The sequence below is a fragment of the Halorubrum sp. FL23 genome (assembly GCF_052439115.2).
Lineage (GTDB): Archaea > Halobacteriota > Halobacteria > Halobacteriales > Haloferacaceae > Halorubrum > Halorubrum persicum.
Genome location: NZ_JBQVRO020000001.1, coordinates 177,002 through 201,793 on the forward strand (window position 1 = coordinate 177,002; position 24,792 = coordinate 201,793).

29 protein-coding genes and 1 tRNA gene are annotated in these 24,792 nt (G+C 69.0%); 15 read left to right on the plus strand and 15 right to left on the minus strand.

Annotation, left to right across the window (positions count from 1 at the left end; all coding sequences use genetic code 11):
• Positions 1-68 precede the first annotated feature (68 nt).
• Together ACT4MF_RS00890 and ACT4MF_RS00895 are read left to right on the plus strand one after the other, a co-directional pair.
• Entirely contained in the window at positions 69-986 is a 918-nt protein-coding gene (locus ACT4MF_RS00890; RefSeq protein ID WP_099254964.1) for an FKBP-type peptidyl-prolyl cis-trans isomerase, read from the plus strand.
• 101 nt (positions 987-1,087) lie between these two features.
• Positions 1,088-1,351, plus strand: a complete 264-nt coding sequence (locus tag ACT4MF_RS00895) for a DUF8049 family protein (protein ID WP_099254965.1) — start codon at positions 1,088-1,090, stop codon at positions 1,349-1,351.
• A 19-nt stretch (positions 1,352-1,370) separates the two neighbouring features.
• Here the strand turns inward: ACT4MF_RS00895 and ACT4MF_RS00900 are convergent, their stop codons facing one another.
• The 4 genes from ACT4MF_RS00900 to ACT4MF_RS00915 all read right to left on the minus strand — a co-directional run bounded on the left by ACT4MF_RS00900 (position 1,371) and on the right by ACT4MF_RS00915 (position 4,009).
• Complete coding sequence (locus ACT4MF_RS00900) at positions 1,371-2,024, minus strand: RAD55 family ATPase (protein ID WP_099254966.1); 654 nt, start codon at positions 2,022-2,024, stop codon at positions 1,371-1,373.
• A 74-nt stretch (positions 2,025-2,098) separates the two neighbouring features.
• A complete protein-coding gene (locus ACT4MF_RS00905; protein WP_180271743.1) occupies positions 2,099-2,773 on the minus strand; it encodes a MinD/ParA family ATP-binding protein in 675 nt (224 codons plus the stop codon).
• Positions 2,774-2,855: 82 nt separating this feature from the next.
• Positions 2,856-3,248 carry a YlbF/YmcA family competence regulator gene (locus ACT4MF_RS00910; RefSeq protein WP_099254968.1) on the minus strand — a complete coding sequence of 131 codons (393 nt, stop codon included), beginning with the start codon at positions 3,246-3,248 and terminating at the stop codon, positions 2,856-2,858.
• Between the two features lie 98 nt (positions 3,249-3,346).
• Complete coding sequence (locus ACT4MF_RS00915; protein ID WP_099254969.1) at positions 3,347-4,009, minus strand: alpha/beta hydrolase; 663 nt, start codon at positions 4,007-4,009, stop codon at positions 3,347-3,349.
• Positions 4,010-4,199: 190 nt separating this feature from the next.
• On the opposite strand from ACT4MF_RS00915, the gene ACT4MF_RS00920 reads away from it, so the two are divergent.
• The 3 genes from ACT4MF_RS00920 to ACT4MF_RS00930 all read left to right on the plus strand — a co-directional run bounded on the left by ACT4MF_RS00920 (position 4,200) and on the right by ACT4MF_RS00930 (position 7,334).
• The gene (locus ACT4MF_RS00920) at positions 4,200-4,901 is read left to right on the plus strand and encodes a hypothetical protein (protein WP_099254970.1); all 702 of its coding nucleotides are present in this window, start codon (positions 4,200-4,202) and stop codon (positions 4,899-4,901) included.
• Positions 4,902-4,997: 96 nt separating this feature from the next.
• On the plus strand, positions 4,998-6,041 hold the full coding sequence (gene dph2 / locus ACT4MF_RS00925) for a diphthamide biosynthesis enzyme Dph2 (RefSeq protein WP_444681469.1): 1,044 nt from the start codon (positions 4,998-5,000) through the stop codon (positions 6,039-6,041).
• A 216-nt stretch (positions 6,042-6,257) separates the two neighbouring features.
• Entirely contained in the window at positions 6,258-7,334 is a 1,077-nt protein-coding gene (locus tag ACT4MF_RS00930; RefSeq protein WP_099254972.1) for a receiver/sensor box histidine kinase, read from the plus strand.
• A gap of 11 nt (positions 7,335-7,345) precedes the next feature.
• Here ACT4MF_RS00930 and ACT4MF_RS00935 read toward each other — a convergent pair whose 3' ends face one another.
• Entirely contained in the window at positions 7,346-7,795 is a 450-nt protein-coding gene (locus ACT4MF_RS00935) for a TIGR00725 family protein (RefSeq protein ID WP_099254973.1), read from the minus strand.
• A gap of 93 nt (positions 7,796-7,888) precedes the next feature.
• On the opposite strand from ACT4MF_RS00935, the gene ACT4MF_RS00940 reads away from it, so the two are divergent.
• Together ACT4MF_RS00940 and ACT4MF_RS00945 are read left to right on the plus strand one after the other, a co-directional pair.
• On the plus strand, positions 7,889-8,545 hold the full coding sequence (locus ACT4MF_RS00940) for an HAD family hydrolase (protein WP_099254974.1): 657 nt from the start codon (positions 7,889-7,891) through the stop codon (positions 8,543-8,545).
• Positions 8,546-8,610: 65 nt separating this feature from the next.
• Positions 8,611-10,983: an ATP-dependent DNA helicase gene (locus tag ACT4MF_RS00945; protein WP_444681470.1), complete on the plus strand. Its 2,373-nt coding sequence runs from the start codon at positions 8,611-8,613 to the stop codon at positions 10,981-10,983.
• 350 nt (positions 10,984-11,333) lie between these two features.
• On the opposite strand, the gene ACT4MF_RS00950 is transcribed toward ACT4MF_RS00945, so the two are convergent.
• The 3 genes from ACT4MF_RS00950 to ACT4MF_RS00960 form a co-directional block, all read right to left on the minus strand.
• Complete coding sequence (locus ACT4MF_RS00950) at positions 11,334-11,945, minus strand: translation initiation factor IF-2 subunit beta (protein ID WP_050034145.1); 612 nt, start codon at positions 11,943-11,945, stop codon at positions 11,334-11,336.
• Positions 11,946-12,104: 159 nt separating this feature from the next.
• A tRNA-Met gene (locus ACT4MF_RS00955) sits at positions 12,105-12,179 on the minus strand.
• A 106-nt stretch (positions 12,180-12,285) separates the two neighbouring features.
• Positions 12,286-12,534 carry a hypothetical protein gene (locus ACT4MF_RS00960; protein ID WP_099254976.1) on the minus strand — a complete coding sequence of 83 codons (249 nt, stop codon included), beginning with the start codon at positions 12,532-12,534 and terminating at the stop codon, positions 12,286-12,288.
• A 159-nt stretch (positions 12,535-12,693) separates the two neighbouring features.
• On the opposite strand from ACT4MF_RS00960, the gene ACT4MF_RS00965 reads away from it, so the two are divergent.
• Positions 12,694-14,310 carry a long-chain-fatty-acid--CoA ligase gene (locus tag ACT4MF_RS00965; RefSeq protein WP_099254977.1) on the plus strand — a complete coding sequence of 539 codons (1,617 nt, stop codon included), beginning with the start codon at positions 12,694-12,696 and terminating at the stop codon, positions 14,308-14,310.
• A gap of 48 nt (positions 14,311-14,358) precedes the next feature.
• Here ACT4MF_RS00965 and ftsY read toward each other — a convergent pair whose 3' ends face one another.
• From ftsY to ACT4MF_RS01000, 7 genes are all read right to left on the minus strand, one after another.
• The gene (gene ftsY / locus ACT4MF_RS00970; protein ID WP_099254978.1) at positions 14,359-15,462 is read right to left on the minus strand and encodes a signal recognition particle-docking protein FtsY; all 1,104 of its coding nucleotides are present in this window, start codon (positions 15,460-15,462) and stop codon (positions 14,359-14,361) included.
• 9 nt (positions 15,463-15,471) lie between these two features.
• Positions 15,472-15,927, minus strand: coding sequence for a prefoldin subunit alpha (gene pfdA, locus ACT4MF_RS00975; protein WP_099254979.1), 456 nt, complete (start codon positions 15,925-15,927; stop codon positions 15,472-15,474).
• Entirely contained in the window at positions 15,927-16,103 is a 177-nt protein-coding gene (gene rpl18a / locus ACT4MF_RS00980) for a 50S ribosomal protein L18Ae (protein ID WP_004050131.1), read from the minus strand. Before rpl18a ends, pfdA begins: the two co-directional genes overlap by 1 nt.
• Positions 16,104-16,467: 364 nt before the next feature.
• The gene (locus tag ACT4MF_RS00985) at positions 16,468-17,133 is read right to left on the minus strand and encodes a translation initiation factor IF-6 (protein WP_099254980.1); all 666 of its coding nucleotides are present in this window, start codon (positions 17,131-17,133) and stop codon (positions 16,468-16,470) included.
• Between the two features lies 1 nt (position 17,134).
• The gene (locus tag ACT4MF_RS00990; protein WP_099254981.1) at positions 17,135-17,413 is read right to left on the minus strand and encodes a 50S ribosomal protein L31e; all 279 of its coding nucleotides are present in this window, start codon (positions 17,411-17,413) and stop codon (positions 17,135-17,137) included.
• Positions 17,414-17,566: a 50S ribosomal protein L39e gene (locus ACT4MF_RS00995; RefSeq protein WP_004050128.1), complete on the minus strand. Its 153-nt coding sequence runs from the start codon at positions 17,564-17,566 to the stop codon at positions 17,414-17,416.
• A 96-nt stretch (positions 17,567-17,662) separates the two neighbouring features.
• On the minus strand, positions 17,663-18,781 hold the full coding sequence (locus ACT4MF_RS01000; protein WP_099254982.1) for a M20 family metallopeptidase: 1,119 nt from the start codon (positions 18,779-18,781) through the stop codon (positions 17,663-17,665).
• Positions 18,782-18,889: 108 nt separating this feature from the next.
• Between ACT4MF_RS01000 and msrA the strand changes: the two genes are divergently transcribed.
• From msrA to ACT4MF_RS01035, 7 genes are all read left to right on the plus strand, one after another.
• Positions 18,890-19,426: a peptide-methionine (S)-S-oxide reductase MsrA gene (gene msrA, locus ACT4MF_RS01005; protein WP_099254983.1), complete on the plus strand. Its 537-nt coding sequence runs from the start codon at positions 18,890-18,892 to the stop codon at positions 19,424-19,426.
• 540 nt (positions 19,427-19,966) lie between these two features.
• Positions 19,967-20,371, plus strand: a complete 405-nt coding sequence (gene ribH / locus ACT4MF_RS01010) for a 6,7-dimethyl-8-ribityllumazine synthase (RefSeq protein ID WP_099254985.1) — start codon at positions 19,967-19,969, stop codon at positions 20,369-20,371.
• Between the two features lie 31 nt (positions 20,372-20,402).
• Complete coding sequence (locus tag ACT4MF_RS01015; protein WP_099254986.1) at positions 20,403-21,557, plus strand: pyridoxal phosphate-dependent aminotransferase; 1,155 nt, start codon at positions 20,403-20,405, stop codon at positions 21,555-21,557.
• Positions 21,558-21,685: 128 nt separating this feature from the next.
• Positions 21,686-22,198 (plus strand): universal stress protein, encoded by a 513-nt coding sequence (locus tag ACT4MF_RS01020; RefSeq protein WP_099254987.1) that lies wholly within the window; start codon positions 21,686-21,688, stop codon positions 22,196-22,198.
• Between the two features lie 79 nt (positions 22,199-22,277).
• A complete protein-coding gene (gene gatC / locus ACT4MF_RS01025) occupies positions 22,278-22,628 on the plus strand; it encodes an Asp-tRNA(Asn)/Glu-tRNA(Gln) amidotransferase subunit GatC (protein ID WP_099254988.1) in 351 nt (116 codons plus the stop codon).
• Complete coding sequence (gatA, locus tag ACT4MF_RS01030) at positions 22,629-23,936, plus strand: Asp-tRNA(Asn)/Glu-tRNA(Gln) amidotransferase subunit GatA (protein WP_099254989.1); 1,308 nt, start codon at positions 22,629-22,631, stop codon at positions 23,934-23,936.
• Positions 23,937-24,044: 108 nt separating this feature from the next.
• Positions 24,045-24,761 (plus strand): hypothetical protein, encoded by a 717-nt coding sequence (locus ACT4MF_RS01035; RefSeq protein WP_444681471.1) that lies wholly within the window; start codon positions 24,045-24,047, stop codon positions 24,759-24,761.
• Positions 24,762-24,792 lie beyond the last annotated feature (31 nt).

The following is a 24,792-nucleotide window of genomic DNA, read 5'->3' on the forward strand; positions in this document are numbered from 1 at the left end:
CGTCGTGAGCCGCTGCGACGCCGGGTCGAACCGTGCGCCTTAAGGGTGTAACAAGAGACGTTCAGGGTATGAGCGATCAGGAGCAAGCGGACGCGGCCGAAGACGCCGACGAGGCCGAGACCGAGGGACTCGCCGACGGCGACTTCGTGCGCGTCGCGTACACGATCCGAACGGCCGACGACGGCCGCGTCATCGACACGACCGACGAGGAGACCGCCGAAGAGGCCGAGATCGACACCGAAGAACACGAGTTCGAGCCGCGCATCATCGCGCTGGGCGCGGGTCACGTGTTCCCGTCCGTCGAGGAGGCCTTCATCGGCGCCGCGGTCGGCGACGAGGGCGTCGTCGACGTGCCCGCCGAGGACGCCTTCGGCGCGTACGACCCCGAGGAGGTCGAGACGGTCAAGGCCGACAAGATCCCCGAAGACAGCCGCTACCCCGGCGCACAGGTCCAGATCGACAACCAACAGGGCTACCTCGAGACGATCATCGGCGGCCGCGCTCGCGTCGACTTCAACCACCCGCTGGCCGGCGAGGATCTCGAGTACGAGTACGAGATCTTAGAGCAGATCGACGACCGCGAGCAGCAGGCGTCCGGTATGCTCGGGATGTACCTCCAGGAGGCGCCCGAGGTCCGCATCGAGACGGTCACCGAAGAGGAGGAGAGCGTCACCGAGGACGACGACGGCGAGGAAGTCGTCGAGACCGAGGAGGTCGAGAAGGACGTGCTCTACGTGACGGCGACGCAGGCGATGCAGATGAACCAGCAGTGGATGTTCCAGAAACAGCAGATCGCGCAGGACCTCATGAGCCGACTCGACCTCGACCGCGTCGTCGTCGAGGAGGTCATTGAGGGCGGCGGCATGGGCGGTCTCGGCGGTATGATGGGCGGCATGGGCGGCGCCGGTGCGGGCGACATCGAGGAGGCGCTCGAAGACGTCGACGTCGACGCCGACGAGATCGTCGACGAGATCGACGAGGAGTAACTCCGACCCCGGTCGAATACATCGGACCGGCCGGATCGGCCGAACCGTTCGTGCGACCGCGAACCGATCCCTTTTGAACTGCGGTCGACCCACGGAGAGACATGGAAATCGAACGTGCGCGCGACGACCTCGTCGTCGCCGCGAGCGCCGGGGGTACGACGATCGCGATCGCCCTGCTGTCCGGCGTCGCCGGCGTCGTCGAGGTGTCCACCGTGCCGACGCTGGCGCCGCTCCTCGTCTATGCGGGGTACCTCTTCTCGCGGAAGGGCGGGCCGTACGGCTCGCTCGACCGCCCGCGGAACTGGGCGGCGACAGCGGTGCTCGTGGGCAGTATCGTCGTCGCGGCGTCGATGCTATCGGGGTGACGCCGGCCCGCGCGCCGGCTCAGGCGATGTCTCGACTCGTGTCAACCGACACGGTGTCGGTGAGTTTCAGTTTGAGGGGCTCCTCGAGGGCCGCGCCGCCGCGGAACTTCGGCACGATCAGGCGATTCACGATCTCCGTGCCGGTGACCGTCGTCCGGAGGTCGAAGACCACGTCCGCGATCTGCTCAGTGACGGTCCGGTTTTGTCCGTTCTCCCCCTTGAGTGCGTGTATCACCGCGATTCCCCCCGACTCGGCGACGTGGCCGCGAAGGTCGGTGAGAAACGACCCGTATCGCGATCGGTCGGCCGCCTCCAACGGCTCGACGGAATCGACGACGAGCGTCGCGCGTTCCGGGAGATCCGCGGCGGCCGCCAACACGTCGTCGATCGGGTCCTCGCGGTCCGTTTCCTCGACGACCGTGTCCCCGTCGTCTCCTTCCGTCCCGTCGCCGTTATCTCCCTCTCTCTCCTCGTCGAGGACGAGGGACGCTTCGACCGCGTCGGCCGAGCGCACCGTCGTGAGGTAGCGACACTCTCGCGGGCGCGAGAACCGGTCGACAATCAGCTCCGACTGGCTTGCGGGGTCCGCCTTCAACACGACGAGGCTGCCGCTCGGGAGTCCGCCGCCGAACTCCCTGTCCAGCACGGAGATCCCAGTCGGGAGCGTCTCCATACCCTCGCTGCCGGCTCTGGAGGTTTGGCTCTGTCGATGGGGGACGAGCGCCCGACCTGAACCGGGTGCGGGGCTCACGCGACCCGCCAGCGCTCCGCCCCGTGTGCGTCGGCGAGGCGGCGAGCCAGGTCGTCGTACGCCGCTCGCACCGACGAGTCGGACAGCGGCTCCGGTTCGGCCCGCGGGACACGCCCGAGCACCTGACAGCCGAGCAGGTCGCTCACTCCCGCCGGGACCGACTCGGCCCGGACGGCGACGACGCCGATCGGAGCGCAGTCCAGTCGACGCGCGAGCGCAGCGGTCTTCGCGGCGTCTCGGAGCGCCGCCCGCCGAAGCGGCGTGACGAGGAGAGATCTGTCGGCAGCTCGGAGCGGGGCCGCGGCGTCGGGCGACGCTCCCGCGGGACAGTCGACGAGAGTCGGCGAGTCGTCGGGAACCGCCGCTGACAGCGCTCCGAGGGCTCGCCTTGCATCGGCATCCGCGGGCGCGTCCGGCGGCGAAAGCACCGTCGGCGCCCGGCGGTCCGGGGAGATTTCTCTCTCGCCCCGGACCGCGTCGAGCACGGTCGGCGCGTCCGCGGCGGACTCGCGGTCCGCACCGGTCGCGCTCGCCAGCCGTGCGAGGTTCGGGAGGTCCCAGTCGGCGTCGGCGGCGACGACGGGGGCGCCCCGCCGCGACAGCGCCCGCGCGAGCCCCAGCGTGGTGGTCGTTTTCCCGCTTCCGCCCTTACCGCCGGCCACAGCTATCACGGGGTGTGTGCGGCGGGATCGCCGATAAAATACGGGAGAGGAACAGGGAGGGTCGGGGGGAGGCGGGTGAGGTCGGAACGACTCAGTCCTGACAGCAGCCGCCGGCCTCGCCGCCGAAGTCGACCGCGAGCGGCCCCGAGATGGCCTCGTTCACGGCCTCGAGAGTGTCGGTCAGCTCCGCCTGGGCGTCGAGGAACTCGCTCATGACGGGCATCGAGTGAAGCTCGTCTTGGGCCGCTTGGACCTTCTGGAGCCCGGAGTTCGTCGCCTGTCCGGTTTCGCGAGCCTGCATGAACTCCGCGCGGAGCTGCTCGAACTCGTCGATCTTCGCCTGGACTTCCTCGTCGCGCTGGACCGCTTCGCGAGCCGACTCGAACCGCTCGTACTCCTGCGTTCGGGCGATTCGCTCGCCGAGCTCGCGACCGAGGTCCTCGATGGTGGCCTGTTCGTCCGGAGAGGCCTGTTCGACGCTCATACCCGATCCTCGGGACGGATCGGTTTCAACCTGCCGGAGCCGGGGGTGTCTGGGTGCGTCGGTCGGGACGCCGACGAGCCGCCGTTTCGGCCGTCCGGTCACTCGGCTCCCGCGACCTGCGACTCCACGAACGCCACGACATCGCTCAGCTCCCGTTGGCCGATACCGTGACCGCCCGGGTAGCTCCCCCGCGTCACGGCGGCGCCGACCTCGGCGAACCGGTCGGCCGCGGCGGCCGACCGCGACTCCGGAATCACGCGGTCCCCCGCCCCGGCGCCGACGAACACCGGCTTTCCCTCGATCCCGTCCGGCTCGAGGTCGCCGTGCGCGTCCGCGAGGTAGCCGTGGAGCGCGGCGACCCACGCGTAGCGGTCCGGGTCCTCCAACAGGAGCGAGAGGCTCGTGATCGCCCCCTGGCTGAATCCGAGCAGGCCGATCCGGTCGGCGTCGAGGCCGTACTCGTCGACCGCGGCGTCGACGCTGTCGGCGACCAGGTCGAGGCTCCGTCGGAAGCCCGCCGCGTCCGGCTGGCTCGCTTCGAGGCCCCCGGCGGAGAGGTCGAGCTCGTACCACGTGTACCCGCCCTGCAGCGGGTCGGGCGCGCGCAGGCTCACGACGTGAAGCCGGTCGGGGAGGCGCTGCGCCACCGGCAGCAGGTCCTCCTCGTCGGCCCCGCGGCCGTGGAGCACGAAGACGCCGGGGGCGTTCTCGGGGTCGTCGTCGGGCGCGACGTGAACGTGTTCGAGGGGAAGGTCGGCCATGTGTCCCGCGTTCGTCGGCTCGGGGGTTGTATCCGTCGGCCGCGGCAGCGATCGGGCAGGCAGAGAGGTGGACCCGAAACCGGACCAAGTGGGTGGATCGGACGGCGAGTCGGGGGCCAATCAGACGGCGGCCGCGATCCGCGACGATCCGCGCGTGACCTATTTGTGGGTCGCGTCGGGAGTGCACATCATGGATCCCCGCACCACCGCCGCCGTAACCGCGACCCTCCTCCTCGTGGCCGGAATCGCCGCCGCCCCGATGGCCGACGCGCGCGCACCGCCAACGCCGATATGCGGCGTCTGTGACCTCGATCGGACGGCGCCGGACGGAACGAAAGTGACCGCCGGCGAGAGCTCCCTGACCGTTACGCTCCACGGGAACGGGTCGACGACGTGGGAGGCGCGGGCCGATCTCGCGGCCGGCAGCGACGCGCTCACGGCGAACGAGTCGCTCCGACGAACGGTCGTCGCCGAGGCGGTTCGCGACGGGATCGCGGAACCGAGGGACGTCGACGCCCGCATCGACGGAGACACGCTCTCGGTCGAGTATCGCGATCCGAACGTCACGGAACGCCACTTCGGCGTCGTGGTGTTCACGCCTCTGACGCCGGCATCCCCCTCGGGTCTACTCGTCGCCGGTGGCGAGGGGCCGCGGTACCTCGGCGCCGATCGGCTGACCGTCCGCGGGGCACCCGGCTGGGAGGTCCGCGGCAACGCGAGCGCGAGCCGTTCCGACGGGCGTCTCGTCTGGACCGACGACGCCGGCGAACCCGACGATCGGGGGCGGGTCTTCGTCGGCGTGGAGCAGGACCCGGTCGCCGTCGAGGAGCGTGCGATACTCCCCGGCCCGCGGGCGTGGATCGGGCGGCTGCTCACGAGCAACACCCTCTGAGGTCGTGCGCACCGCTCTGGAACGTTCACGAACGTCTCGGACGGAACTCACGGTCGAGCGCGCCGTTTAACCGTCCTGCCGCACAATTCGTTCGACATGAGCGGCTCCACGGAGGGCGACCTCACCAAGACGGGGATGGCCCTGAAACACGATCGCGAGTGGGACTACGAACTCGACCGGATCGTCGAAGCCATCGAAGAGCGCGACGCCTCCAAGGTCGGCCTCCAGTTCCCCGAGGGACTCAAGCGCCGCGGCCCGAAGGTCGCCGACGACCTCCGCGAGGTGGCGCCGGACGACGTCACCTTCATGCTGTCCGGGCAGCCCTGTTACGGCGCCTGCGACCTCGACACGTACCTGATGCGCCGGACGGACGTGTTCGTCCACTTCGGCCACACGCCGATGAAGGAGTCCGACAGCATCGTCTACGTCCCGCTGTTCTCGAACGTCGACCCGTTCCCGATCATGGAGGACGCGCTGGAGGAGGAGCTCGCGCCGCCCGAAGAGGACGCCGACGTGGGGCTCGTCACGACTGCCCAGCATATGAACCGGTTCGAGGAGATGACCGACTGGCTGGAGGAGCGCGGCTACGAGGTCCACACCCGCCGGGGCGACGACCGACTCACGAAGGAGGGGCAGGTGCTCGGCTGTAACTACGCCTCCGCGGACATCGACGCCGAGCAGGTGTTGTACGTCGGCGGCGGGAAGTTCCACCCGGTCGGGCTCGCGATGGAGCACCCCGACAAGCGGGTCGTCATCGCCGACCCCGTCAACAACGCGGTGTCGGTCGCCGAGCACGACCAGTTCCTCAAGCAGCGCTACGCCTCGGTTCACAAGGCGATGGGCGCCGAGAAGTGGGGCGTCATCTTCTGTACGAAGATCGGCCAGGGCCGCTGGGAGAAGGCCCAGGAGATCGTCGAGAACAACGAGAACGCCTACCTGATCACGATGGACGAGGTGACGCCGGACCGCCTCCGCAACTTCGACATGGACGCGTTCGTCAACACCGGCTGTCCCCGGATCACGACCGACGACGGCCCGCGGTTCCACAAGCCGATGTTGACGCCCGGCGAGTACGAGGCCGCGATCGGCGAGAAGCCGCTCGACTCGATCGAGTTCGACACGTTCCACGACACCTGGTAGGCCCGCGGGACGCCACGGCTCGCCGTGCCGCCGGCTAGGCCCCTTCGCCGTACCGCCGGTTGACCCCCATTCGCCATTTCGTCGGTTGACGCACTTTCGCCGTGCCACAGTAGCGGCGTCGGCCGTGGATCGCAGTTCTTCCTCGGGCACCGGCTCCGAGTCAGCGCCAATACTTATACCGTGAGCGACCGCGGGATCAGTACACGGGTTAGCGAAATGGCATCGGCCGGCAACTCCGTCACCGTCGCCCTCGCCGCGAGAACGCCGAAGCGAGCGGCAGCGATGGCGACATCGCTGGAACGCACGGACGGTCGCTTCGTGGTCGAGCCGGTGTCGGGAACCGACGCAGCGCTGAGCATGCTCGAAAACTCGGCGGTGGACTGCGTGGTCGCCGTGGGCGACCCCGCCGGCGCGACCGGGGTTCGGTTCGTTGAATCGGTCCGGGACCGGCACCCGACGCTCCCGATCGTGTTCTGTCCCGGCGGAGCGCGCGAGCCGGAAGCCGTAATTGAGGCGTTCGAGGCGGGCGCGACCGATGTCGCGCGAGCGTGCGGAGAACCGAACTGGACGCCCGTTCTCCGACGCCGGATATCGAACGCCGTCGCGTCCGCCCGCGCCATCGCCGAGGCCGAGCGACACCGCAAGCGCCTCGAAGCGTTCGTGAACGGGGTGTCACACGACCTTCGGAACCCGCTCAACGTCGCGCAGGGGCGGCTCGACCTCGTGCAGCGCGAGGGCGACCTCGAACACGTCGACGACGCGGCGGCCGCGGTCGATCGGACGCTCGAACTGATAACTGACCTGCTGACCCTCGCGAAGCAGGGGGAGCGACCGGAGGAGCTGGAGTCGATCGAGCTGTCCGAACTCGCCGACCGCTGTTGGGGGAACGTCGCGACCGGCGACGCGACGCTCGTCGTCGACAGCGACCGGACGGTGGTTGCGCATCCGAGCCGGCTGAAACAGCTGTTGGAGAACCTGTTCCGGAACAGCGTGGAACACGGCGGAGACGACGTGACCGTCACCGTGGGGGACATCTCACCGATGTACACCACGACGCGCGCCGAGGCCGTCCTTCCCTCTGGATTTTTCATCGAGGACGACGGACCGGGCATCCCCCCCGCCGACCGCGAACGCATCTTCGAGGTGGGGTACACGACGGACGAGAACGGCACGGGGTTCGGCCTCAACATCGTTAGCGAAGTCGCCAGCGCCCACGGGTGGAACATCGAGGTGTCCGAAGGGACCCGCGGAGGCGCCCGGTTCGAGATCACGGGCGTCGAGAGCGGCGGCTGATCGCCGGGCTGTCAGTCCGTTCTCGCGGCGCGCTCGACGTATGCCACCGCGTCGCTCGGCGATCCGACCGCTTCCACGCCGGCGACGTCGTGCGTGTCGAGCCCGGCGACGGCGCGTCCGTGCGCGAGCGCCAGCCCGATCTCCGAGAGCGTGCCGTGTGCCCCGTCGACCGCGATCGCGGCGTCTCCGTTCAACACGACCAGCGCGTTCCGGGCGTGGCCGAGGCCCGTCGCGATCGGGACGGTGACGTGGGGGTTCGCGTCCGCGCGGCTGTCGGTCGGCAGGATGCCGATCGTCTCCCCGCCGGCGTTTGCGGCGCCCCGGCAAACGGCCGCCATCACCCCGCCGAGCCCGCCGCAGACGACCGTGTGACCACGGTTCGCGAGCCGTTCGCCCAGCTCTTCGGCGACCGCCGCCGTCTCGGGCGGAACCGAGCTCCCGCCGATGACGCTGACGCGCATACTCCGGGTCGGGGGCCGGGAGTATATAAACGAACGCCGTATCCGCCGTGGGATTGGTGAAACCCTTTTAAGTGCTGAGCGTCGATGGTTCCTATGACGTACGATACCGTCGTGTTCGACAACGACGGTGTCCTCGTAGGCCGCACGCGCTTCGACGTGCTCCGGGATGCGACCCGGGACGCGTTCGAGGAGTGCGGCGTCGAGGAGCCCGATCCGGACGACGTAGAGCGCATGACCATCGGTGCGACCCCCGGCAGCGTGGGGACCGTCTGCCAGACGTACGACCTCGATCCGGGGTCGTTCTGGCGGACTCGCGACGACGTGGTCTCGAAGGCCCAACAGCAGGAGGCGCGCGAGGGACGCAAGACGCCCTACGACGACCTCAACGAGCTACAGAGCCTCGACGTGGAGATGGGAATCGTCTCCTCGAACCAACAGGCGACCGTCGACTTCCTCGTGAACCACTTCGACGGATTCGACCGATTCGGCGCCGCATACGGCCGAGAGCCCACGATCCACTCGCTCCAGCTCCGTAAGCCGAACCCTCACTACATCGAACAGGCGCTCGGCGACCTCGACGCCGGGAACGCCCTGTTCGTCGGCGACAACGAGTCCGACGTGCGCGCCGCCGAGAACGCGGGCATCGACTCCGCGTTCATCCGCCGGCCCCACCGGCGCGACTGGGAGCTGAACGTCTGGCCGACGTGGGAGATCGATCGGCTCTCGGACCTCCACGACATCGTCGGCTAGGACGACCTCGCCGGTCGGCACCGTTCTCTCAAGCTTTAACTCCGGTCGGGAGCAACGCCGCCACAGTGACAGACGCCCCCCCGTGGACCGACTTCTTCGGCCACGAAGAGCCGTATCCGGAGCAGGCCGACGGGATCGACGCGGCGATCGACGCCGCCGAGGACGGCGGCTTCCTCGCGCTCGAGGGCGCGTGCGGGACGGGGAAGACGATGCTCGCGCTCACCGCCGGGATCGACCGCGTCCGAGACCCGGACTCCGACTTCGAGCGCGTTCTCGTCCTCACGAGCGTCAAACAGCAGCTCCGCCAGTTCGAGACGGACCTGGAGACGGTCAACGCGAACCTCCCCGACGGCTACGACCCGGTCTCCGGACTCACCTTGGTCGGGAAGGCCGACGTGTGTCCGTACGCCCGCGAGAACCGCGGCGGGATCGACCGCGAGAACGTGTACGAGCGCTGTGAGGGGCTCCGCGAGCGCACCCGCAACCTGGTCGGGGACGGCGGCGCGACGACGACCTCGAATCTCGTGAGCGAGGCGCGGAACCAACAGGTCGGGCTGCTGGACTCCGGGACCGCAACCGCCTCGACCGGCGACGGAGGCGGCGGCTCCGGCGCCGCCGACTACCTCGCCGTCGACGGCGAACCCACTCCGTACAGGCCGGACACCGAGGAGTTCGAGGGCACCGAGTTCTGCCCCTTCTACGCCGGCTTCCTCGACGACCTCCCGGAGGACGGCGACCCCGCGGAGGCGGTCCCGTTCGACGTGACCGAACTCGGCCACGTCGGGCCGGCGGAGCTGGTCCGGCTCGCCGCCGGCCACGGCACCTGCCCCCACTCGATCATGGGCGCGCTCGTCCCCGAGGTCGAGGTCGTGATCGGCAACTACTACCACGCGTTCGACCCCGTGACGACGGGAACGTTCACGGGCGCGCTGCTCGACGACTCGACGTACGTCGTCTGTGACGAGGCCCACATGCTCGAACCGCGCGTGCGCGACCTCGTGAGCGACCGGGTCGCCGACGCCAGCCTCCGGGACGCCGAGAACGAACTCACGCGCGTCGTCCAGCCGCTTTCCTTCGAGACGGCGGGCGCGGAGTCTGACGACGCCGCGCTGGTCCGCGGCGAACTGGAGGACGCCGACGTAAGCGTCGACGAGATCCAAGTGGTTCGGGAGTTTTACGCCGATCTTCGCGGCGAGCTCGATCGCCGGGTTACCGAACGACTCGACCGCGAGCGTCCGGACTGGCGGGCGTCGATGCGCGATCTCGACGACGATGAGATCGCGCTCCGCGACCCCGAAGAGCCGGCCGAAGACGAGATCACGACGTGGGCGAAGCGGGAGGGGTACGCAGACCGCGTCTGGGCCCGCGCCGAGCAGGTCGGGGCGGTCGTCAAGCGCGTGCTCGACTCGCTGGAGGAGGAGGACAAGAAGCGCGCCGCGCCGGGTGTCGGTCGCACCCTCAACGCGTGGTACCGCGAGGACCACGAGGAGTTCTTCCGCGCTATCGACTTGGAGCGGACGTGGGACGAGACCGCGCCGCCCGACTCGTGGCGGCGCGCGTACAACGCCGGCCTCGCGCTGTACAACTGCCTGCCGAGCGAGCCGATCGGCGACCGGCTCGCGGAGTTCGGCGGCGGCGTGCTGATGAGCGCGACGTTGGAGCCGATGGACGTGTTTCGCGAGGTCACCGGACTCGATCACCTCGAAGACCGTGGGCGGCCCGTCGTCGAGCGCACCTACGGGCTCTCGTTCCCGGAGGCGAACCGCGCGAGCCTCGCGGTCGACGCGCCGAAGTTCACCCATCAGAACCGCGGTGCGCCCGGGGAGGAGAACGACACGCGCCTCGCGCACCTCGACGCGACCGCGGCGGTGGCGAGCCGCGAGGGGAACGTGCTCGTCGGGATGCCGAGCTACGCGGAGGCGACGTGGATGGCGGAGTCGCTCTCGGAGCGGCTCGACAAGCCGGTGTTGCTCGACGAGTCGTCGGGCGACCGCGCCACGGAGTCCCTGAAGGACGACTTCTTCTCCGGAGCGGGGAAGGTGCTCGTGACGAGCCTCCGGGGGACGCTCACCGAGGGCGTGGATTACCGCGGCGATCGCCTGTCGGCCGCCGTGGTCTGCGGCGTCCCGATAATCAACACCGCGCGACCCCGGACGCGGGCGGTGATCACGGCGTACGACAGGCGGTTCGAATCGGGGTTCGAGACCGCGCTCACCGTTCCGGCGGTCCGGAAGGCCCGTCAGGCGGTCGGTCGCGTCATCCGCGGTCCGGACGAGCGGGGGGTCCGCGTCCTCCTCGACGCGCGGTACGCCCGCGAGTCGTGGAACAGCGTCCGCGAGTACCTCCCGGCGCACGAGCGCGAGGAGTACCAGCCGGTGAGCCCGGACATGCTCGGGCTCGCGCTCGATCGGTTCGAGCGGCGGGTCGGCGGCGACTGAGGCGTCGGGCAGTGAGCCGCTGGCGGCGGCTGAACCGACCGCGTATCGCGGGCGGTCCGCTGAAGTTACCACTCACGTAACGCCCCGTTCGACGGGGGTATCGGGCTCGTAACTAACCCCTCGGGGCGCCCAGAAGGCCATGATGAATCATTCGGGATCAAAACGGCGATACCACGTGGTCTGCAGAGAGTGTCGGCTCGAACGGCTGTTCAACATCGTCGACGACGCGGACAGCCTCGAACGCGAACACGTCTTGGAGACCGGCCATCGAGTCGCAGTCGAGCGGATCTGCTAACTCACGCCCTGAACGGGGCCGCTGCGGCGCGCGGTTCGAGAGCGGACGGAGAAGATCAGTTCTCGCGGCGGGCGAACGCGAGGTTTCCGGAGACGTTCTTGATGTAGGCCGTGACCGTTTCGCCTTCCTGCGCCCCGGGGACGAACACCGTGTACTCGCCGCGCTCGGCGACGCCGTCACCCTTGCGTCCGGTGCCGACGATCTCGAGCTCGTACGTGTTGCCCGACTCGATCGCCTCCTCCTGGCGCTGCGTGTTCGAGGTGTTCTGCTTGGCGACGGGCCGGAACGCCCCGCAGGCCTCACAGCGGAGCATCGGCGTGCGGTTCTCGGTCTCCAGCCGCGTGTCCGGGAGGCCGCACTCAGAGCAGGTGACGAACGACTCGATGTACGAGTCGATCGCGGCCTGGAAGTCGCGCTCACGGAAGTTCCCGCTGTAGCGGGCCCGCCCGTCCTCGTACTGGCCAGCGGTACCGAGCTCCTGCTGGATCTTCGAGTGGACGTGTTCGGGGTCGCGGCTCAACGCGTCGGCGATCGCGGAGAGATTCGTTAGTCGGGTGAACGCGCCGTCCTTCTGCGCCTCCGGGTCCGGGACCGACAGCCGCTCGTCGGAGCCGCCGAGGTCCGGTACCTCCTCCATCGCACGGTCGAGGCTCGATTCGTAGTCCATACCGGACGGAACGGCGGCGCGACGGAAATCGCTTCCGGGTTCGGAATCGATCGACGGCGACACCGCTACGCGGCGGGAGATACGAGCCGAATCGGACGAGAACCGATGAAACGAGGGGGAACCGAACGCGCGACTCAGCGTGTGGCGTTCGTCCAGAAGTAGCGGGAGGTAGATTTGAACTACCGATCTCCGGGTTATGAGCCCGGCGGAATCTCCTGGCTATCCCATCCCGCTATCGTATCAAAACCGCGTGCGACTGTTAAGGGTTCTGATCCCGTCGCCGTGTGCGATTCCCCCACGATGCGTTTAAGTACCGATCGGCGGCGGTTGCAGCCGGGGATCAGCGCGCCTCGTCGTCGGCGGCAACATCGTCCGAGTCAGCGCTCGCGGCCGCGTGCCGCTGGCTGAGCCGAAGCGCGGCGAGCGCACCGATGGCGAATCCGATCGGTAACAGGGCCTGGGCGGGCTCACCCGAGAGCGCCCGCGGGGCGGTCAGTCCGGCCATCACGGCGAAACACAGCGCTATCAGCCCGGCGATCGGGACCACGTAGCCGTCGGTGATCGGCGATCGGTCGGAGTCGTCGCTCATACGGGTGTCTCCGGGTGGCCGGAGTAAAAACCCGGGGCGGACGCGACGGGGGTCGCGGTCGAGCCGGCTCCGAACGGGCCTCCTCGAGCCGAACCGATCGCGGCGTCCGTCTTGCTTCGGCCACAAACGCTATTATGAATCATAGATAGTTATAAATTGATGCGAAAACCGCTACTGACGACGGACTTCCTAGACCGGGCGCGGCGCCACTACGCCGACGAGGAGGCTGTCCTCGCCGTGGACGGAACGCGATACACCTACGCCGAGTTGGGCGAGCGCGCGGATCGGTTCTCCGCTGCCCTGCAGGAGCGCGGGATCGAGAAGGGTGACCGCGTCGCGGTGTTGGACCCGAACACCCACTACCACCTGGAGGCCGCTTACGGCGCGATGCAGACCGGCGCGATCCACACTCCGCTGAACTACCGACTCACGCCAGGCGACTTCTCGTACATGCTCTCCGATGCCGGCGTCGACGCCATCTACGCGGACGCCGAGTACGCCGCGAACGTCGAAGCGGTCCGCGACGAGGTGCCGACCGAGACGTTCCTCACGAACGACGCCGACGCGGTCGAAGGCGACTGGGAGTCGTTCGACGAGGTGCTCGACGACGCGGACCCCGATGCCTACGAGCGCCCGGAGATGGACGAAGACGACGTGATCACGATCAACTACACCTCCGGGACCACCGGCGATCCGAAGGGGGTCTGTCGCACCCACCGCTCCGAGACGCTGCACGCCTACCTGATCACGATCCATCAGGAGATCACCGACGACGACGTGTACCTCTGGACGCTGCCGATGTTCCACGTCAACGGCTGGGGGCACATCTACGCGATCACGGGGATGGGCGCCCGCCACATCTGCACCCGCGGCGTCGACGTCGCCGAGACGTTCGACCGGATCCGCACCGAGGACGTGTCGTACTTCTGTGCGGCGCCGACCGTCCTCAACATGCTCGGCGACCACTACGCCGAGCACGGCGGCGCGACGACCGGCAACAACGACGTGCGGGTCGCCACCGCGGGCGCGGCGCCGCCGGAGACGACGATCCGCACCGTCGAAGAGGAGTTCGGCTGGGGGCTCAAACACGTGTACGGCGCGACCGAGACGGGGCCGCTCGTGACGACATCGGACGCCAAGCGACACTACGACGCCGACTCCGACGACCGGTTCGCGATCAAGAAGACGCAGGGGATCGGCTACCTCGGCACGGACGTGCGCGTGGTCGACGAGGACGGCGAGGACGTGGCCGCCGACGGAGAGACGATCGGCGAGATCGTCGTCCGCGGCAACCAGGTGATGGACCGCTACTGGAACAAGCCCGAGGCCACCGAGTCGGCGTTCTCCGAGCGACTGGAGGGGTATTACCACATGGGAGATCTGGCCGTCGTCGACGAGGACGGCTTCGTCTCGATCCAGGATCGCAAAAAGGACATCATCATCTCCGGGGGCGAGAACATCTCCTCGATCGAGTTGGAGGACACCCTCTTCGAGCACGATGTCGTCTCCGACGTTGCCGTCATCCCCGCCCCCGACGAGCGGTGGGGCGAGACCCCGAAGGCGTTCGTCGTCCCCGAGAGCGGCGATCCCGACGACCCGGGCGCGACGCCCGAAGAGCTCACCGCGTTCGTCCGCGATCGCGTCGCCGACTACAAGACGCCCGGCGAGGTGGAGTTCGTCGCCGAGCTACCGACGACGGCGACCGGGAAGATCCAGAAGTACGAGCTGCGCGAGCGCGAGTGGGACGAGGAGGACCGGATGGTCGGGGAGGGATAAGAGCCGACGGCGGAAGAAGAGCGGTCGCCTGGTCCGGCTCTCGCCGAATCAGTCCTCGCCGAGGAGGCTCTCGACGAGCTCCTCGGGCTCGAACAGGGTGAGGTCGTCGTACCCCTGCCCGGTCCCCAGGAAGAGGATCGGCTTCCCCGTGACGTACGCGACGGAGATGGCGGCGCCGCCGGAGGAGTCGGCGTCGGCCTTCGTGAGGATCGCGCCGTCGATCTCGGCGGCGTCGTTGAACTCCTTCGCGCGGTTCACGGCGTCCTGCCCCGCGACCGCCTCGTCGACGAACAGCGTCATGTCCGGGTCGACGACGCGGTCGATCTTCTCCAGCTGGGCCATCAGGTCGTCGCTCGTGTGGAGCCGGCCCGCGGTGTCGCCGAGGACCACGTCGATGTCGTTCGCCTCGGCGTACTCGACGCCGTCGTAGATCACCGCCGCGGGGTCGCCGCCCTGATCGTGGGAGATGAGCTCCCGATCGAGCCGGTCGGCGTGCTCCTGTATCTGCTCGTTGGCGCCCGCGCGGTACGTGTCGCCGTTCGCCATCACGGACGAGTAGCCGCGGTCGGCGAGCCATTCAGAGAGCTTCGCGATGCTCGTCGTCTTCCCGACGCCGTTGACGCCGGTGAAGACGATCGTGACGGGTTTGTCCGCCTCGGCGATCCGCTCTTCGAAGTCGAACTGCCCGACGGCGATCACGTCGAGGAGGGCGTCGTGAAGCGCCGATTCGACGAGCTCGCCGGTCGTCTCGACCTGTTTGCGCGACTCGCCGAGCATCTTCTCTCGAACGGTGTCCAGGATGCGCTCGGCGACGCTCATCTCCACGTCGCTCTCCAGGAGGGCCATCTCCAGGTCCCACAGCGGCTGCTCTAGGTCCTCCTCTTCGATGATGATCCGACCGGTCGCGAACGCCTTCGCCCGCTGGAAGGTGCTCGGCTCGTTGTCGCCGTCCTCGTCGTCAGCGGCGGCGTCCTCGGCCGGCGATCCAGCGGGGGCGGTTTCGCTCGCCGCGGGCTGCTCGCCCCCGGAATCCTCGGGGGCTGCGCTCTCGTCCGCCGCTGCCTCGTCCCGCTCTGCGGGCTCCTCGACCTCGGCGTTCTCCTCGACGTCCTCCCGGAACCCGGAGAGCTTGTCTTTCAGTCCGTCAAACACGGTCGGTCGTTACTCCTCGTCGCCCTGGCCCTGCTGCATCTGCTGCATCTGCTGTTGCTGCATCTGCTGTTGCATCTGCTGGGCCTGCTGTTCGAGCTCGTCGCTCTCGTCTTCGAGCTCGTCGACCTCCTCCTCCGTCTCTTCGATGCGGTCGTTGAGCGCCTCCTGCTTCCGTCGGAGCACGTCGATGGCGTCCTCCTCGCTCTGCTCGGCCGAGTAGTTGCCGCCGAGCGAGACGATGATCTCGTCGATGTCCTGAACCTCGGCGCGGACGTAGGCGCCGCCGCCGAGCGGAACCTGCACCGTCGAGCCCGAGTCGAGGGTCTCGATCGCCTCGACCGCGTCGTCGATGTCGGACTGCTCCTCGCGGTAGTCGGCGATCTCGGCTTCGAGCGCCTCGATCTCCTCGTCGAGCGCCTGCAGCTCCTGGGAGAGCTGCTGGAGCTGCTGTTGCCCGCCGCCCATCATGCCGCGGACACCTCCTCGATCTCGATCTGGGTGCGCTTCCGGCTGTGCTGGCTCCCGACCGTCGTGTAGATGCGCTCGCGGGCGAGGTCCTCGTTCTCCGCCTCGACGTCCTTGGTGAACGGCTGGAAGCCGTCTCGACTCTGGAACCGTCCACTCACCGTGTAGGTACTCATGTTCACCGATCCGGCAGGGACAGGGAAGTATCTTCCTAAAAAGCGAGACGCGAACGCGCACGGCCGAACCAACCTGAGCGCCACACAGCGGCCCACGTAGTCCGAAATTCGACACCACCGACTGGCAGCATCCGTCTCCCTGTGACGCACGGCCGCAGAGCGCGATCGGCCTGCCGGAACCGGGGGCCCGGAGTCGTCTCGCCGGCGGCCACCGTCGGGAATCGATCTCTCGTCGGGAACCGACATTCGATAGCGGACACCCAGTACGGACAGACACCCGCCACTCTGCGGCGCGTTGAAACGAGGGACAGAACCGCCGGAAAAGGCGCGGTCGGAGCGGCTGAGTGTGAAGGGCGTGCCGGCCTCAGTCGATGAAGCCGAGCGTCTCCTCGATCCGGCCCAGTTCGGGACCGGTCGTCTCCTCGCCGACGACATATCCGTCGTCGGTGGCGACGAGCCCGGAGCCGACGAGCGGCGCGCCGTAGTTGATCGTTCCGAGGTCGGCGCGGACGTCGAGCGCCTCCTCGACGGCCTGCAGCTCCGATTCGGTCGATTGGGGGTGACAGAGCACGCCGGTGTTGTTAGCGACCGCGGCGGTGCCGACCGTTCGCACGTCGCCGAGGTCGCCGCGGACCACGGGGACGTCGAGGGTCTCTCTGATCGTCACGATCGACTCGCGCGGCAGGTCCGGGTGGACGTAGGCGCCGTAGTCGTTCGCGAGGACGACGTTCCCGGCCGCGTTGATCTCACCGGGGAGCTCCCCGACCTCGCGGTCGGCGGCCTCGGCGATTCGCGACTGCTCCCGTTCGGTCGCCCTCGCGGAGACGAGCACGCCGTTCTCGTTGCCCGTCGCGAGGGAGCCGACGGTGTTGGCGCCACCGACGGTCGTGAGGAGGGGATCGGCGCCCAGTTCCTCGCCGAGCGCGTCGGCGAGGTCCTCGTCGACGTCCGGCCGGACCAACAGGAGGTCGTCGATCGCGCGGGCGAACACGCCCACGTACGACGAGCCGGTGAAAGTCGCCCGTAACACGTTACTCGGCGTGCTCGGCTTCGACGACGGGCTCGCCGTCCTCGACGAACCGGGCCGCGCGGACGCGGACCTTGCTCGGCGGGTTCTGGCGCCCGTTCGCCCAGACGACCTCGTTGACCGAGGTGTCGAGGACGACCTCCTCCTCGTCGACGGAGAAGTGCTGCGCGAGGTGTTCGCGGACGATCTTCATCGCGAAGTCGGCGCGTTCCTGGACCGGCTTGTCGTTGGCGTCGCGGAGCGGGACGGTGACGACGCGCTCCTCGAAATCACTCGTCGACATTTACTCGTCCAGGTCGTTCCGGCGCCAGTTGCGCCGCTTGGGGTTTCGCGTCACGTTCATGTCGGTCTTCATCATGACCCACGCGGGGACGCGGGTGTTCTGGCGTTCCGCCTTCGCCAGACGCTTCTTTTGAGCCTTCGACTTGTCTCCCATAGTGGCGCACACTTCCCCCGGGGCGCATAAAACCCCTTCCATACCGCGTCGCTCGGTGGGATCGAGCGTCGCGCGGCGCACCGCGTCGCGGCCGGGTCAGAACGCCCGCTCGCCGAGGGTCTCGTAGATCCGGTAGCAGCGCTCCAGCACGTCGACCGCGACGCTCTCCGACTCGGTGTGCGCCTCGCCCGGCTCGGAGGCTCCACAGACGACGCAGTCGGTGCCGGCCTCGGCCAGCCAGCCCGCGTCGGTGGCGTGGGGTTTGACGACGTGTTCGGGCGCGTCGAGCCCCAGTTCGTCGTGCACCTCGCTGGCGGCCGCGAGCGCGGCGTCCGCGAACGTGTCGTCGCCGCAGGCCATCGGCGGCAGGTCCTGATCGATCTCCCAGTCGACGCCGTCGACCGCCTCGGCGGCGCGAGCGAGGTCGGCGCGATCGCCGGGGACCGTGCGCTCGTCGATCGTCACCTCGCAGCGCTCGGGGATCACGTTCCACGTCTCGCCGCCGTGGACCATCGTCACCGCGAGCGATCCGGTGACGCGCTCGCCGAAGACGGTCGCCGACGGCGCGGCGAGCCCTCGCACCTCGTCGATCGCGTCGCTCGCGCGGTAGATCGCGTTCTCGCCGGCCTCGGGCTCGGAGGCGTGCGCCGCGACGCCGCTCGCGACGAGCGTCGAGGCGCGCCGGCCCTTGTGCGCGACGGCGATGTCGGTGACGCCCGGCTTCGAGTACTCCGTCGACCCCTCGGCCACGACCGCGTAGTCGGGGGCGAACCCCTCCTCGATCGCGTGGCGCGCGCCGGTCCCGCCGACCTCCTCGCCGACGAACGAGGCGACCGCGAGCTCGCGGCCGGCCGGCGGTTCGGCCTCCCGGAACGCGAGCAGACAGGCCGCGACCGCGCCCTTCATGTCCGCCGCGCCGCGGCCGTAGATCCGCCCCTCGCGGCGCTCGACGACGTAGTCGCCCGCGTTGCCTTCGCCGGTCGTCTGGCGGTCCGCCGGCGGCACCACGTCGTGATGGCCGACGAGCGCGAGGGTGTCGGCGTCGGGGTCGTCCGTCGCGCCTTTGTACGCGAGCACGTTGCCCGCGTCGTCGCGCTCGATCCGCGCGTCGGTCTCGTCGCGCAGCCACGCCTCGATCGCGTCGCCGGCGGCGGTCTCGTCCTCGTGGGACGGTATGGCGACCAACTCCTCGGTCAGGTCCGCGAGTTCGCGCATACGGTCGGGTCGGCGCTCAGCCGCTTAAAAACTGAGTGTGCGGAGACGGTCGCACCCCGGTCGCGGTGGCGCGGGCCATTAATACGTCTCCGAGCCCTTGCTCCCAGTATGTCCGATCAGCTCGAAACCGCGACGCTCGGCGGCGGCTGCTTCTGGTGTGTCGAGGCGGCGCTCGAACAGCTCGCCGGCGTCGAGTCGGTCACGTCCGGCTACGCCGGGGGCCACGTCGACGACCCGACGTACAAGCAGGTCTGCTCCGGGAACACCGGTCACGCCGAGGTCGTGCAGGTCGAGTTCGACCCCGACGTGATCGCCTACGACGAGGTGCTCGAAGCGTTCTTCGAGATCCACGATCCGACCCAGCTCAACCGGCAGGGGCCCGACGTTGGCTCCCAGTACCGCTCGATCGTCCTCTATCACGACGAGGACCAGCGCGCGGTCGCCGAGGCGTACATCGACGCGCTCGACGAGGAGTACGACGACGACGTGGTGACGGAGCTCGAGCGGCTGGAGACGTTCTACCGCGCCGAGGAGCACCACCAGGACTACTTCGCGAAGAACCCCGACGACGCCTACTGCACCTTCCACGCGAAGCCGAAGATGGAGAAGGTGCGCGAGAAGTTCGAGGCGAAGGTCGCGAAGTAAGACGGTTCCGAGCTCGAAGGCTCGAACGACTGTTTATCCGCGACCGTCGAGCGTTCGTCAGTGAACTCCTCGAAATCTCCAGCCGCTCGTTTTTAAGTGGTTGACGGCAGCGCCGCGGTGAACACCGCCAAAGCCCAGCCGCTCGGCTGTACAAAACCATTGACACCGCGAACACCGCCAAAGCCCCAGCCGCGAGGACTCGTGCGGCTCGCTGCGCGCTTCAGTCGCTCGCGGTGCTCGCTCCTTCCAGTGCTTGCGTCGCCGAGCTTCGCCCTCGCGACTGCCCCTTTGAGTCCCTCCCTACACACTGTAACCGCAGCCTCACGCCTCCCCAGCCTCGTCGGTCGCCCTCCGCGTTGCTTCGGACGACCGACTCCCTCGCACGCGCTCCTCGCGGCCGTTGGCCGCTCGGAGGCGCGCGCCACCGCGACCGAGGATTTATAAGAACATAGCAGCGCATCGTCCGCGACCCGATCGCGTTCGCCCGGCAACCCTCCTCCGGAACGGTAGACCTTTGCCGCCGCCGGTGCGAGCGAGCGTATGGTCTCGCTGGGACTGGTGGTGGCGCGGTTCAACGACTCCGTCACGGAGCCGATGGCCGAGGCCGCCCGGGAGGCGGCCGCCGACCGCGACGCCGTCGTCGTCGACGAACTGAGCGTGCCGGGAGCGTACGACAGCCCGCTGGCCGCCGACCGCCTCGCACGCCGAGACGACGTCGACGCCGTCGCGGTGATCGGCGCCATCGTCACCGGCGACACCGACCACGACCACGTGATCGCGAGCGCGACCGCCGAGAAGCTCACGCAGGTGAGCCTCGACCGTGACACCCCCGTCACGTTCGGCGTGAGCGGTCCGGGAATGTCCGGCGCGGAGGCGCGCGAGCGCATCGACAAGGGCGCAGACGCGGCGGACAGCGCGATCGACCTCGTGGAGGAGCTCGAATGACGGGCGCGCGGTCAGCACGGAGGACACCACAATGAGCGACGCATACGACTTTTCAGAGCGGATCGGACGCGTAGAGCCCAGCGCCACGCTGGCGATATCGAACCTCGCTGCGGAGAAGGAAGCCGAGGGCGCCGACATCGTCGACCTCTCGGTCGGCGAGCCCGACTTCGACACGCCGGCGAACATCGTCGAGGCGGGCAAAGCGGCCCTCGACGCCGGCCACACGGGCTACACCTCCTCGAACGGGATCCCGCAGCTCAAGGAGGCGATCGCGGCGAAGCTCCGCGGCACCGGCGTCGACGCCGACGCCGACGAAGTGATCGTCACGCCCGGCGGCAAGCAGGCCCTGTACGAGACGTTCCAGACGCTGATCGACGACGGGGACGAGGTCGTCCTGCTCGACCCCGCGTGGGTCTCCTACGAGGCGATGGCGAAGCTCGCCGGCGCCGACCTCTCGCGGGTCGATCTGGCGCCGCACGGGTTCCAGCTGGAGCCGGCGCTCGACGCGCTCGCGGAGACGGTCTCGGACGAGACCGAACTGCTCGTCGTCAACTCCCCGTCGAACCCCACGGGCGCGGTCTTCTCGGAGACCGCCTTGGAGGGCGTCCGCGACCTCGCGGTCGAACACGACATCGCCGTGATCTCCGACGAGATCTACGAGCAGATCACGTACGACGCCGACCACGTCTCGCTCGCGAGCCTCGAGGGGATGGCCGATCGGACCGTGACGATCAACGGCTTCTCGAAGGCGTACTCGATGACCGGCTGGCGGCTCGGCTACCTCCACGCGACCGACGAGTTCGTCGGGCAGGCCGGCAAGCTCCACTCCCACTCCGTCTCGTGCGCGGTCAACTTCGTCCAGCGCGCGGGCGTCGAGGCGCTGGAGAACACCGACGAGTCGGTCACGGAGATGCGGGACGCGTTCCGCGACCGCCGCGACCTCCTCGTCGACCTGTTCGACGAGCACGGCGTCGACGTCGACGTGGGCGACGGCGCCTTCTACATGATGATCCCCGTCGACGACGACGATCAGGCGTGGTGCGAGGCCGCCATCGAAGAGGCGTCCGTCGCCTGCGTCCCCGGCGGTGCGTTCAACGCGCCCGGGTACGCCCGGATCTCGTACGCCGCGAGCGAACAGCGCCTGCGCGAGGCGGTTGATCGGCTCGTCTCGAACGACTTACTGTAGGCCAGCGGGCCGGCGGCCGCTCTCCGCGACGGGGAGCCGACGACTCTCTGTCCGAAGCAGAACCGGCGTGAGAGGGAATCTGCGCTGCGTTTTTATATCTCCTATCCGAAACTTCTGCCGCTGATAACATGTACGACAACATACTATACCCAACGGACGGGAGCGCTGGGTCAGAAGCGGCGGCGGCGCACGTGGGGACGCTCGCGGCGACGTTCGACGCGACCGTGCACGTGTTGCACGTCGTCGACACCCGCGAGGGGGGGTTGGGCCTGAGCGGGGCGTTCCTCGACGAGGAGAGCCAAGCGATGAGCGGCCGAACGCCCGACGAGGGGTACATCGGTCGGCACGAGGACGGACCCGACCTGGACGAGATCGAGGCCGAAGTCACCGCCCACGCCGAGGAGCTCATCGAGGACTCGGCCGGCTCGCTCGACGGGATCGACGTGACCACCGCCGTCGTGATGGGGACGCCTCACTCGGCGATCCTGCAGTACGCTGACGACAACGACATCGACATCGTGGTGATGGGGACCCACGGTCGGACCGGCGTCGAGCGCTACCTGCTCGGCAGCGTCACGGAGAAGGTGGTGCGGCTCTCGGACCCGCCGGTGGTGACGGTCCGCGCCGACGAAGCGGAGTGACGCCGCGTTCTTTTTTGTACCGAGTGCGGCCGATGCGACGTTCCGAAACCCTTACTCCCGGTCCGGGACACCTCGAGGTATGAGCGATACGTCCGAGTCGACGGATGCCGCGGATGCGGACGGGGCGGGCGACGCCGACGCGTCCGCCGGTGCCGACGCGGCCGCCGTCGACGCCGACGAAGTCCGTCACGTCGCCGATCTGGCCCGGGTACGCCTCGCCGACGACGAAGTCGAGACGTTCGCCGCCCAGTTCGGCGACATTCTCGACTACTTCGAGGCCCTCGACGAGGTCCCCGAGACCGAGCGCGAGGAGGAGCTCGTGAACGTGATGCGCCCCGACGAGGTCGAGTCCGGGCTCGCCCAGGAGGAGGCGCTGTCGAACGCCGAGGAGACGGAGGACGGCTACTTCGTCGGGCCGAAGGTGTCGTAGATGGCGGCCGACCACAACGCCTTCATCACGGAGGCGACGATCGAGGGCGACGCCGACGCCGAGGGCCCCCTCGCGGGGACGACGGTCGCGGTCAAGGACAACATCTCCACCGCGGGAGTCCGGACGACCTGCGGCTCCGAGATGCTCGCCGACTACGTTCCCCCGTACTCCGCGACGGTCGTCGACCGCCTCACGGAGGCGGGCGCGACGATCGTCGGAAAGGCGAACATGGACGAGTTCGGGATGGGGACGACGACGGAGACCTCGGCGTTCGGCCCCACTCGGAACCCGGCCGACCCGGAGCGCGTCCCCGGAGGCTCCTCTGGCGGCTCGGCGGCCGCGGTCGCCGCGGGTGACGCCGACGTGGCGCTCGGCTCGGACACCGGCGGGTCGGTGCGCTGTCCGGCCGCGTTCTGCGGCGTCGTCGGGATCAAACCCACTTACGGGCTCGTCTCGCGGTACGGCCTCATCGCGTACGCGAACTCCCTCGAACAGATCGGGCCGATCGCGGGGACCGTCGAGGAGGCGGCCGCCGCGCTCGACGCCATCGCCGGTCCGGATCCCCACGACGGGACGACCCGCGACCTGTCCGAAGTCGAGGGCGCGGACCCCGACCCGAGCTACGCCGCGGCCGCCGACGGCGACGTCGACGGACTGACGGTCGGGGTTCCGACCGAGCTGTTCGACGGCGCCGACGAGCGCGTCGTCGAGACGGTCGAGGACGCGATCGCGGATCTGGAAGACCGGGGCGCCGAGACGACGGAGATCTCGCTGCCGTCGGTCGAGCACGCGGTGCAGGCGTACTACGTCATCGCGATGGCGGAGGCGTCCTCGAACCTCGCACGGTTCGACGGCGTCCGGTACGGACATCGCGCCGAGTCGGACGGCAACTGGAACGAGTCGTTCGCGGAGACGCGCGACGAGGGGTTCGGCGCGGAGGTCAAACGCCGGATCCTGCTCGGCACGTACGCGCTCTCTGCGGGGTACCACGACAAGTACTACAAGAAGGCACAGGACGCCCGCGCGTGGGTCCGGCAGGACTTCGAGGACGCGTTCGCCGACGTGGACGTGATCGCGTCGCCGACGATGCCGGTGCTCCCCTTCGAACTCGGCGAGAGCCTCGACGACCCGCTCCGGATGTACCTCGCGGACGCGAACACGACGCCGGTGAACCTCGCGAACCTCCCCGCGATCTCGGTGCCCGCCGGCGAGGCGGACGGGCTCCCGGTCGGGCTCCAGCTGGTCGGTCCGAAGTTCGACGAGGAGACGGTGATCCGCGCGGCGAGCGCGGTCGAAGACGCCAACTGACGATCGCCGGCGGCGGTGAACTCGCGGGCCGCGACTCTTAATCCGCGTAAAATCGCGTTGAGCGTCTCGGTCGGTTATGTGCCTCCCGCATCTCCGCCCGAGCGCACCATGACCGAAACCGAATCGACGACTGACGCGTTCGATCGCGACAGTGTTCGCTCCGCCAGTCGGATCGCCATCGCGGCGTTCGCGCTGGTGGGCGTCTTGTACCTGTTCACGCTGCTCCCGGGCGTCGACCGTCTGGTCCCGCTCACGCCGGTCACCTTCGCCGCGATCGCCAGCGCGGTGGTGACGGCCGCGGTGGTCTCCCTCCTCGTGTACGCCGCGCCGAAGGTCGCCTCGCTGACGCGCACCGCGCTGCACCGGACCGACGCCGCCGATCACGTCGAGCGAATCGCCGAGAACGGCGGCGCGATGGGGTACTGGCTCGTCGTGCTGGCGGCCGTGTTGGTCGCCCACCGCGGGTTCGCCGGCGTGGTCGTCCCCCTGCTCGACGGGCTCGCGTGGACCTACGACGCCGCGTTCCTGGTCGCGTCGTTCGTCCCGCTCGTCTTCTTCGTGGCGCGGTTGACCGTGACCGTCGACCCCCTCTCGGAACTCGTCGCCGACCGCGTGTCGGGGTCCGACCCGACGGGAGATGAGGGGACGGACGCGAACGAAGGGGAGCCGTCGGCGGGTCGCGGTGCGTCCGACGAACCCGCCGACGAGTCCACCGGGATCGACACGGCCGACGCGCACGGCCACTCGATCGCGGGGCGGTGGGGCGTCGACGACGAGTTCGGCGGGTCGGACGACGCCGGAGCGGACGAGCAGACCGGGTCCTGACGCCGATCGCGGAACGACCGGCCGAACCGAT

Bases quoted from the DNA above. Each gene is read 5' to 3' on its own strand.
- rpl18a (WP_004050131.1), bottom strand. From the start codon at position 16,103: ATGAGTACCTACACGGTGAGTGGACGGTTCCAGAGTCGAGACGGCTTC.
- ACT4MF_RS01035 (WP_444681471.1), top strand. From the start codon at position 24,045: ATGACCGAAACCGAATCGACGACTGACGCGTTCGATCGCGACAGTGTT.
- ACT4MF_RS00930 (WP_099254972.1), top strand. From the start codon at position 6,258: ATGGCATCGGCCGGCAACTCCGTCACCGTCGCCCTCGCCGCGAGAACG.
- dph2 (WP_444681469.1), top strand. From the start codon at position 4,998: ATGAGCGGCTCCACGGAGGGCGACCTCACCAAGACGGGGATGGCCCTG.
- ACT4MF_RS00965 (WP_099254977.1), top strand. From the start codon at position 12,694: ATGCGAAAACCGCTACTGACGACGGACTTCCTAGACCGGGCGCGGCGC.
- ACT4MF_RS00900 (WP_099254966.1), bottom strand. From the start codon at position 2,024: ATGGAGACGCTCCCGACTGGGATCTCCGTGCTGGACAGGGAGTTCGGC.
- ACT4MF_RS00895 (WP_099254965.1), top strand. From the start codon at position 1,088: ATGGAAATCGAACGTGCGCGCGACGACCTCGTCGTCGCCGCGAGCGCC.
- ACT4MF_RS01020 (WP_099254987.1), top strand. From the start codon at position 21,686: ATGTACGACAACATACTATACCCAACGGACGGGAGCGCTGGGTCAGAA.
- ACT4MF_RS00990 (WP_099254981.1), bottom strand. From the start codon at position 17,413: ATGTCGACGAGTGATTTCGAGGAGCGCGTCGTCACCGTCCCGCTCCGC.
- ACT4MF_RS00920 (WP_099254970.1), top strand. From the start codon at position 4,200: ATGGATCCCCGCACCACCGCCGCCGTAACCGCGACCCTCCTCCTCGTG.
- pfdA (WP_099254979.1), bottom strand. From the start codon at position 15,927: ATGGGCGGCGGGCAACAGCAGCTCCAGCAGCTCTCCCAGGAGCTGCAG.
- ACT4MF_RS00995 (WP_004050128.1), bottom strand. From the start codon at position 17,566: ATGGGAGACAAGTCGAAGGCTCAAAAGAAGCGTCTGGCGAAGGCGGAA.
- ACT4MF_RS00940 (WP_099254974.1), top strand. From the start codon at position 7,889: ATGACGTACGATACCGTCGTGTTCGACAACGACGGTGTCCTCGTAGGC.
- ACT4MF_RS00910 (WP_099254968.1), bottom strand. From the start codon at position 3,248: ATGAGCGTCGAACAGGCCTCTCCGGACGAACAGGCCACCATCGAGGAC.
- gatA (WP_099254989.1), top strand. From the start codon at position 22,629: ATGGCGGCCGACCACAACGCCTTCATCACGGAGGCGACGATCGAGGGC.
- ACT4MF_RS00915 (WP_099254969.1), bottom strand. From the start codon at position 4,009: ATGGCCGACCTTCCCCTCGAACACGTTCACGTCGCGCCCGACGACGAC.
- ACT4MF_RS01015 (WP_099254986.1), top strand. From the start codon at position 20,403: ATGAGCGACGCATACGACTTTTCAGAGCGGATCGGACGCGTAGAGCCC.
- ACT4MF_RS00890 (WP_099254964.1), top strand. From the start codon at position 69: ATGAGCGATCAGGAGCAAGCGGACGCGGCCGAAGACGCCGACGAGGCC.
- ribH (WP_099254985.1), top strand. From the start codon at position 19,967: ATGGTCTCGCTGGGACTGGTGGTGGCGCGGTTCAACGACTCCGTCACG.
- ACT4MF_RS00960 (WP_099254976.1), bottom strand. From the start codon at position 12,534: ATGAGCGACGACTCCGACCGATCGCCGATCACCGACGGCTACGTGGTC.
- ACT4MF_RS01000 (WP_099254982.1), bottom strand. From the start codon at position 18,781: ATGCGCGAACTCGCGGACCTGACCGAGGAGTTGGTCGCCATACCGTCC.
- gatC (WP_099254988.1), top strand. From the start codon at position 22,278: ATGAGCGATACGTCCGAGTCGACGGATGCCGCGGATGCGGACGGGGCG.
- ACT4MF_RS00950 (WP_050034145.1), bottom strand. From the start codon at position 11,945: ATGGACTACGAATCGAGCCTCGACCGTGCGATGGAGGAGGTACCGGAC.
- ACT4MF_RS00935 (WP_099254973.1), bottom strand. From the start codon at position 7,795: ATGCGCGTCAGCGTCATCGGCGGGAGCTCGGTTCCGCCCGAGACGGCG.
- msrA (WP_099254983.1), top strand. From the start codon at position 18,890: ATGTCCGATCAGCTCGAAACCGCGACGCTCGGCGGCGGCTGCTTCTGG.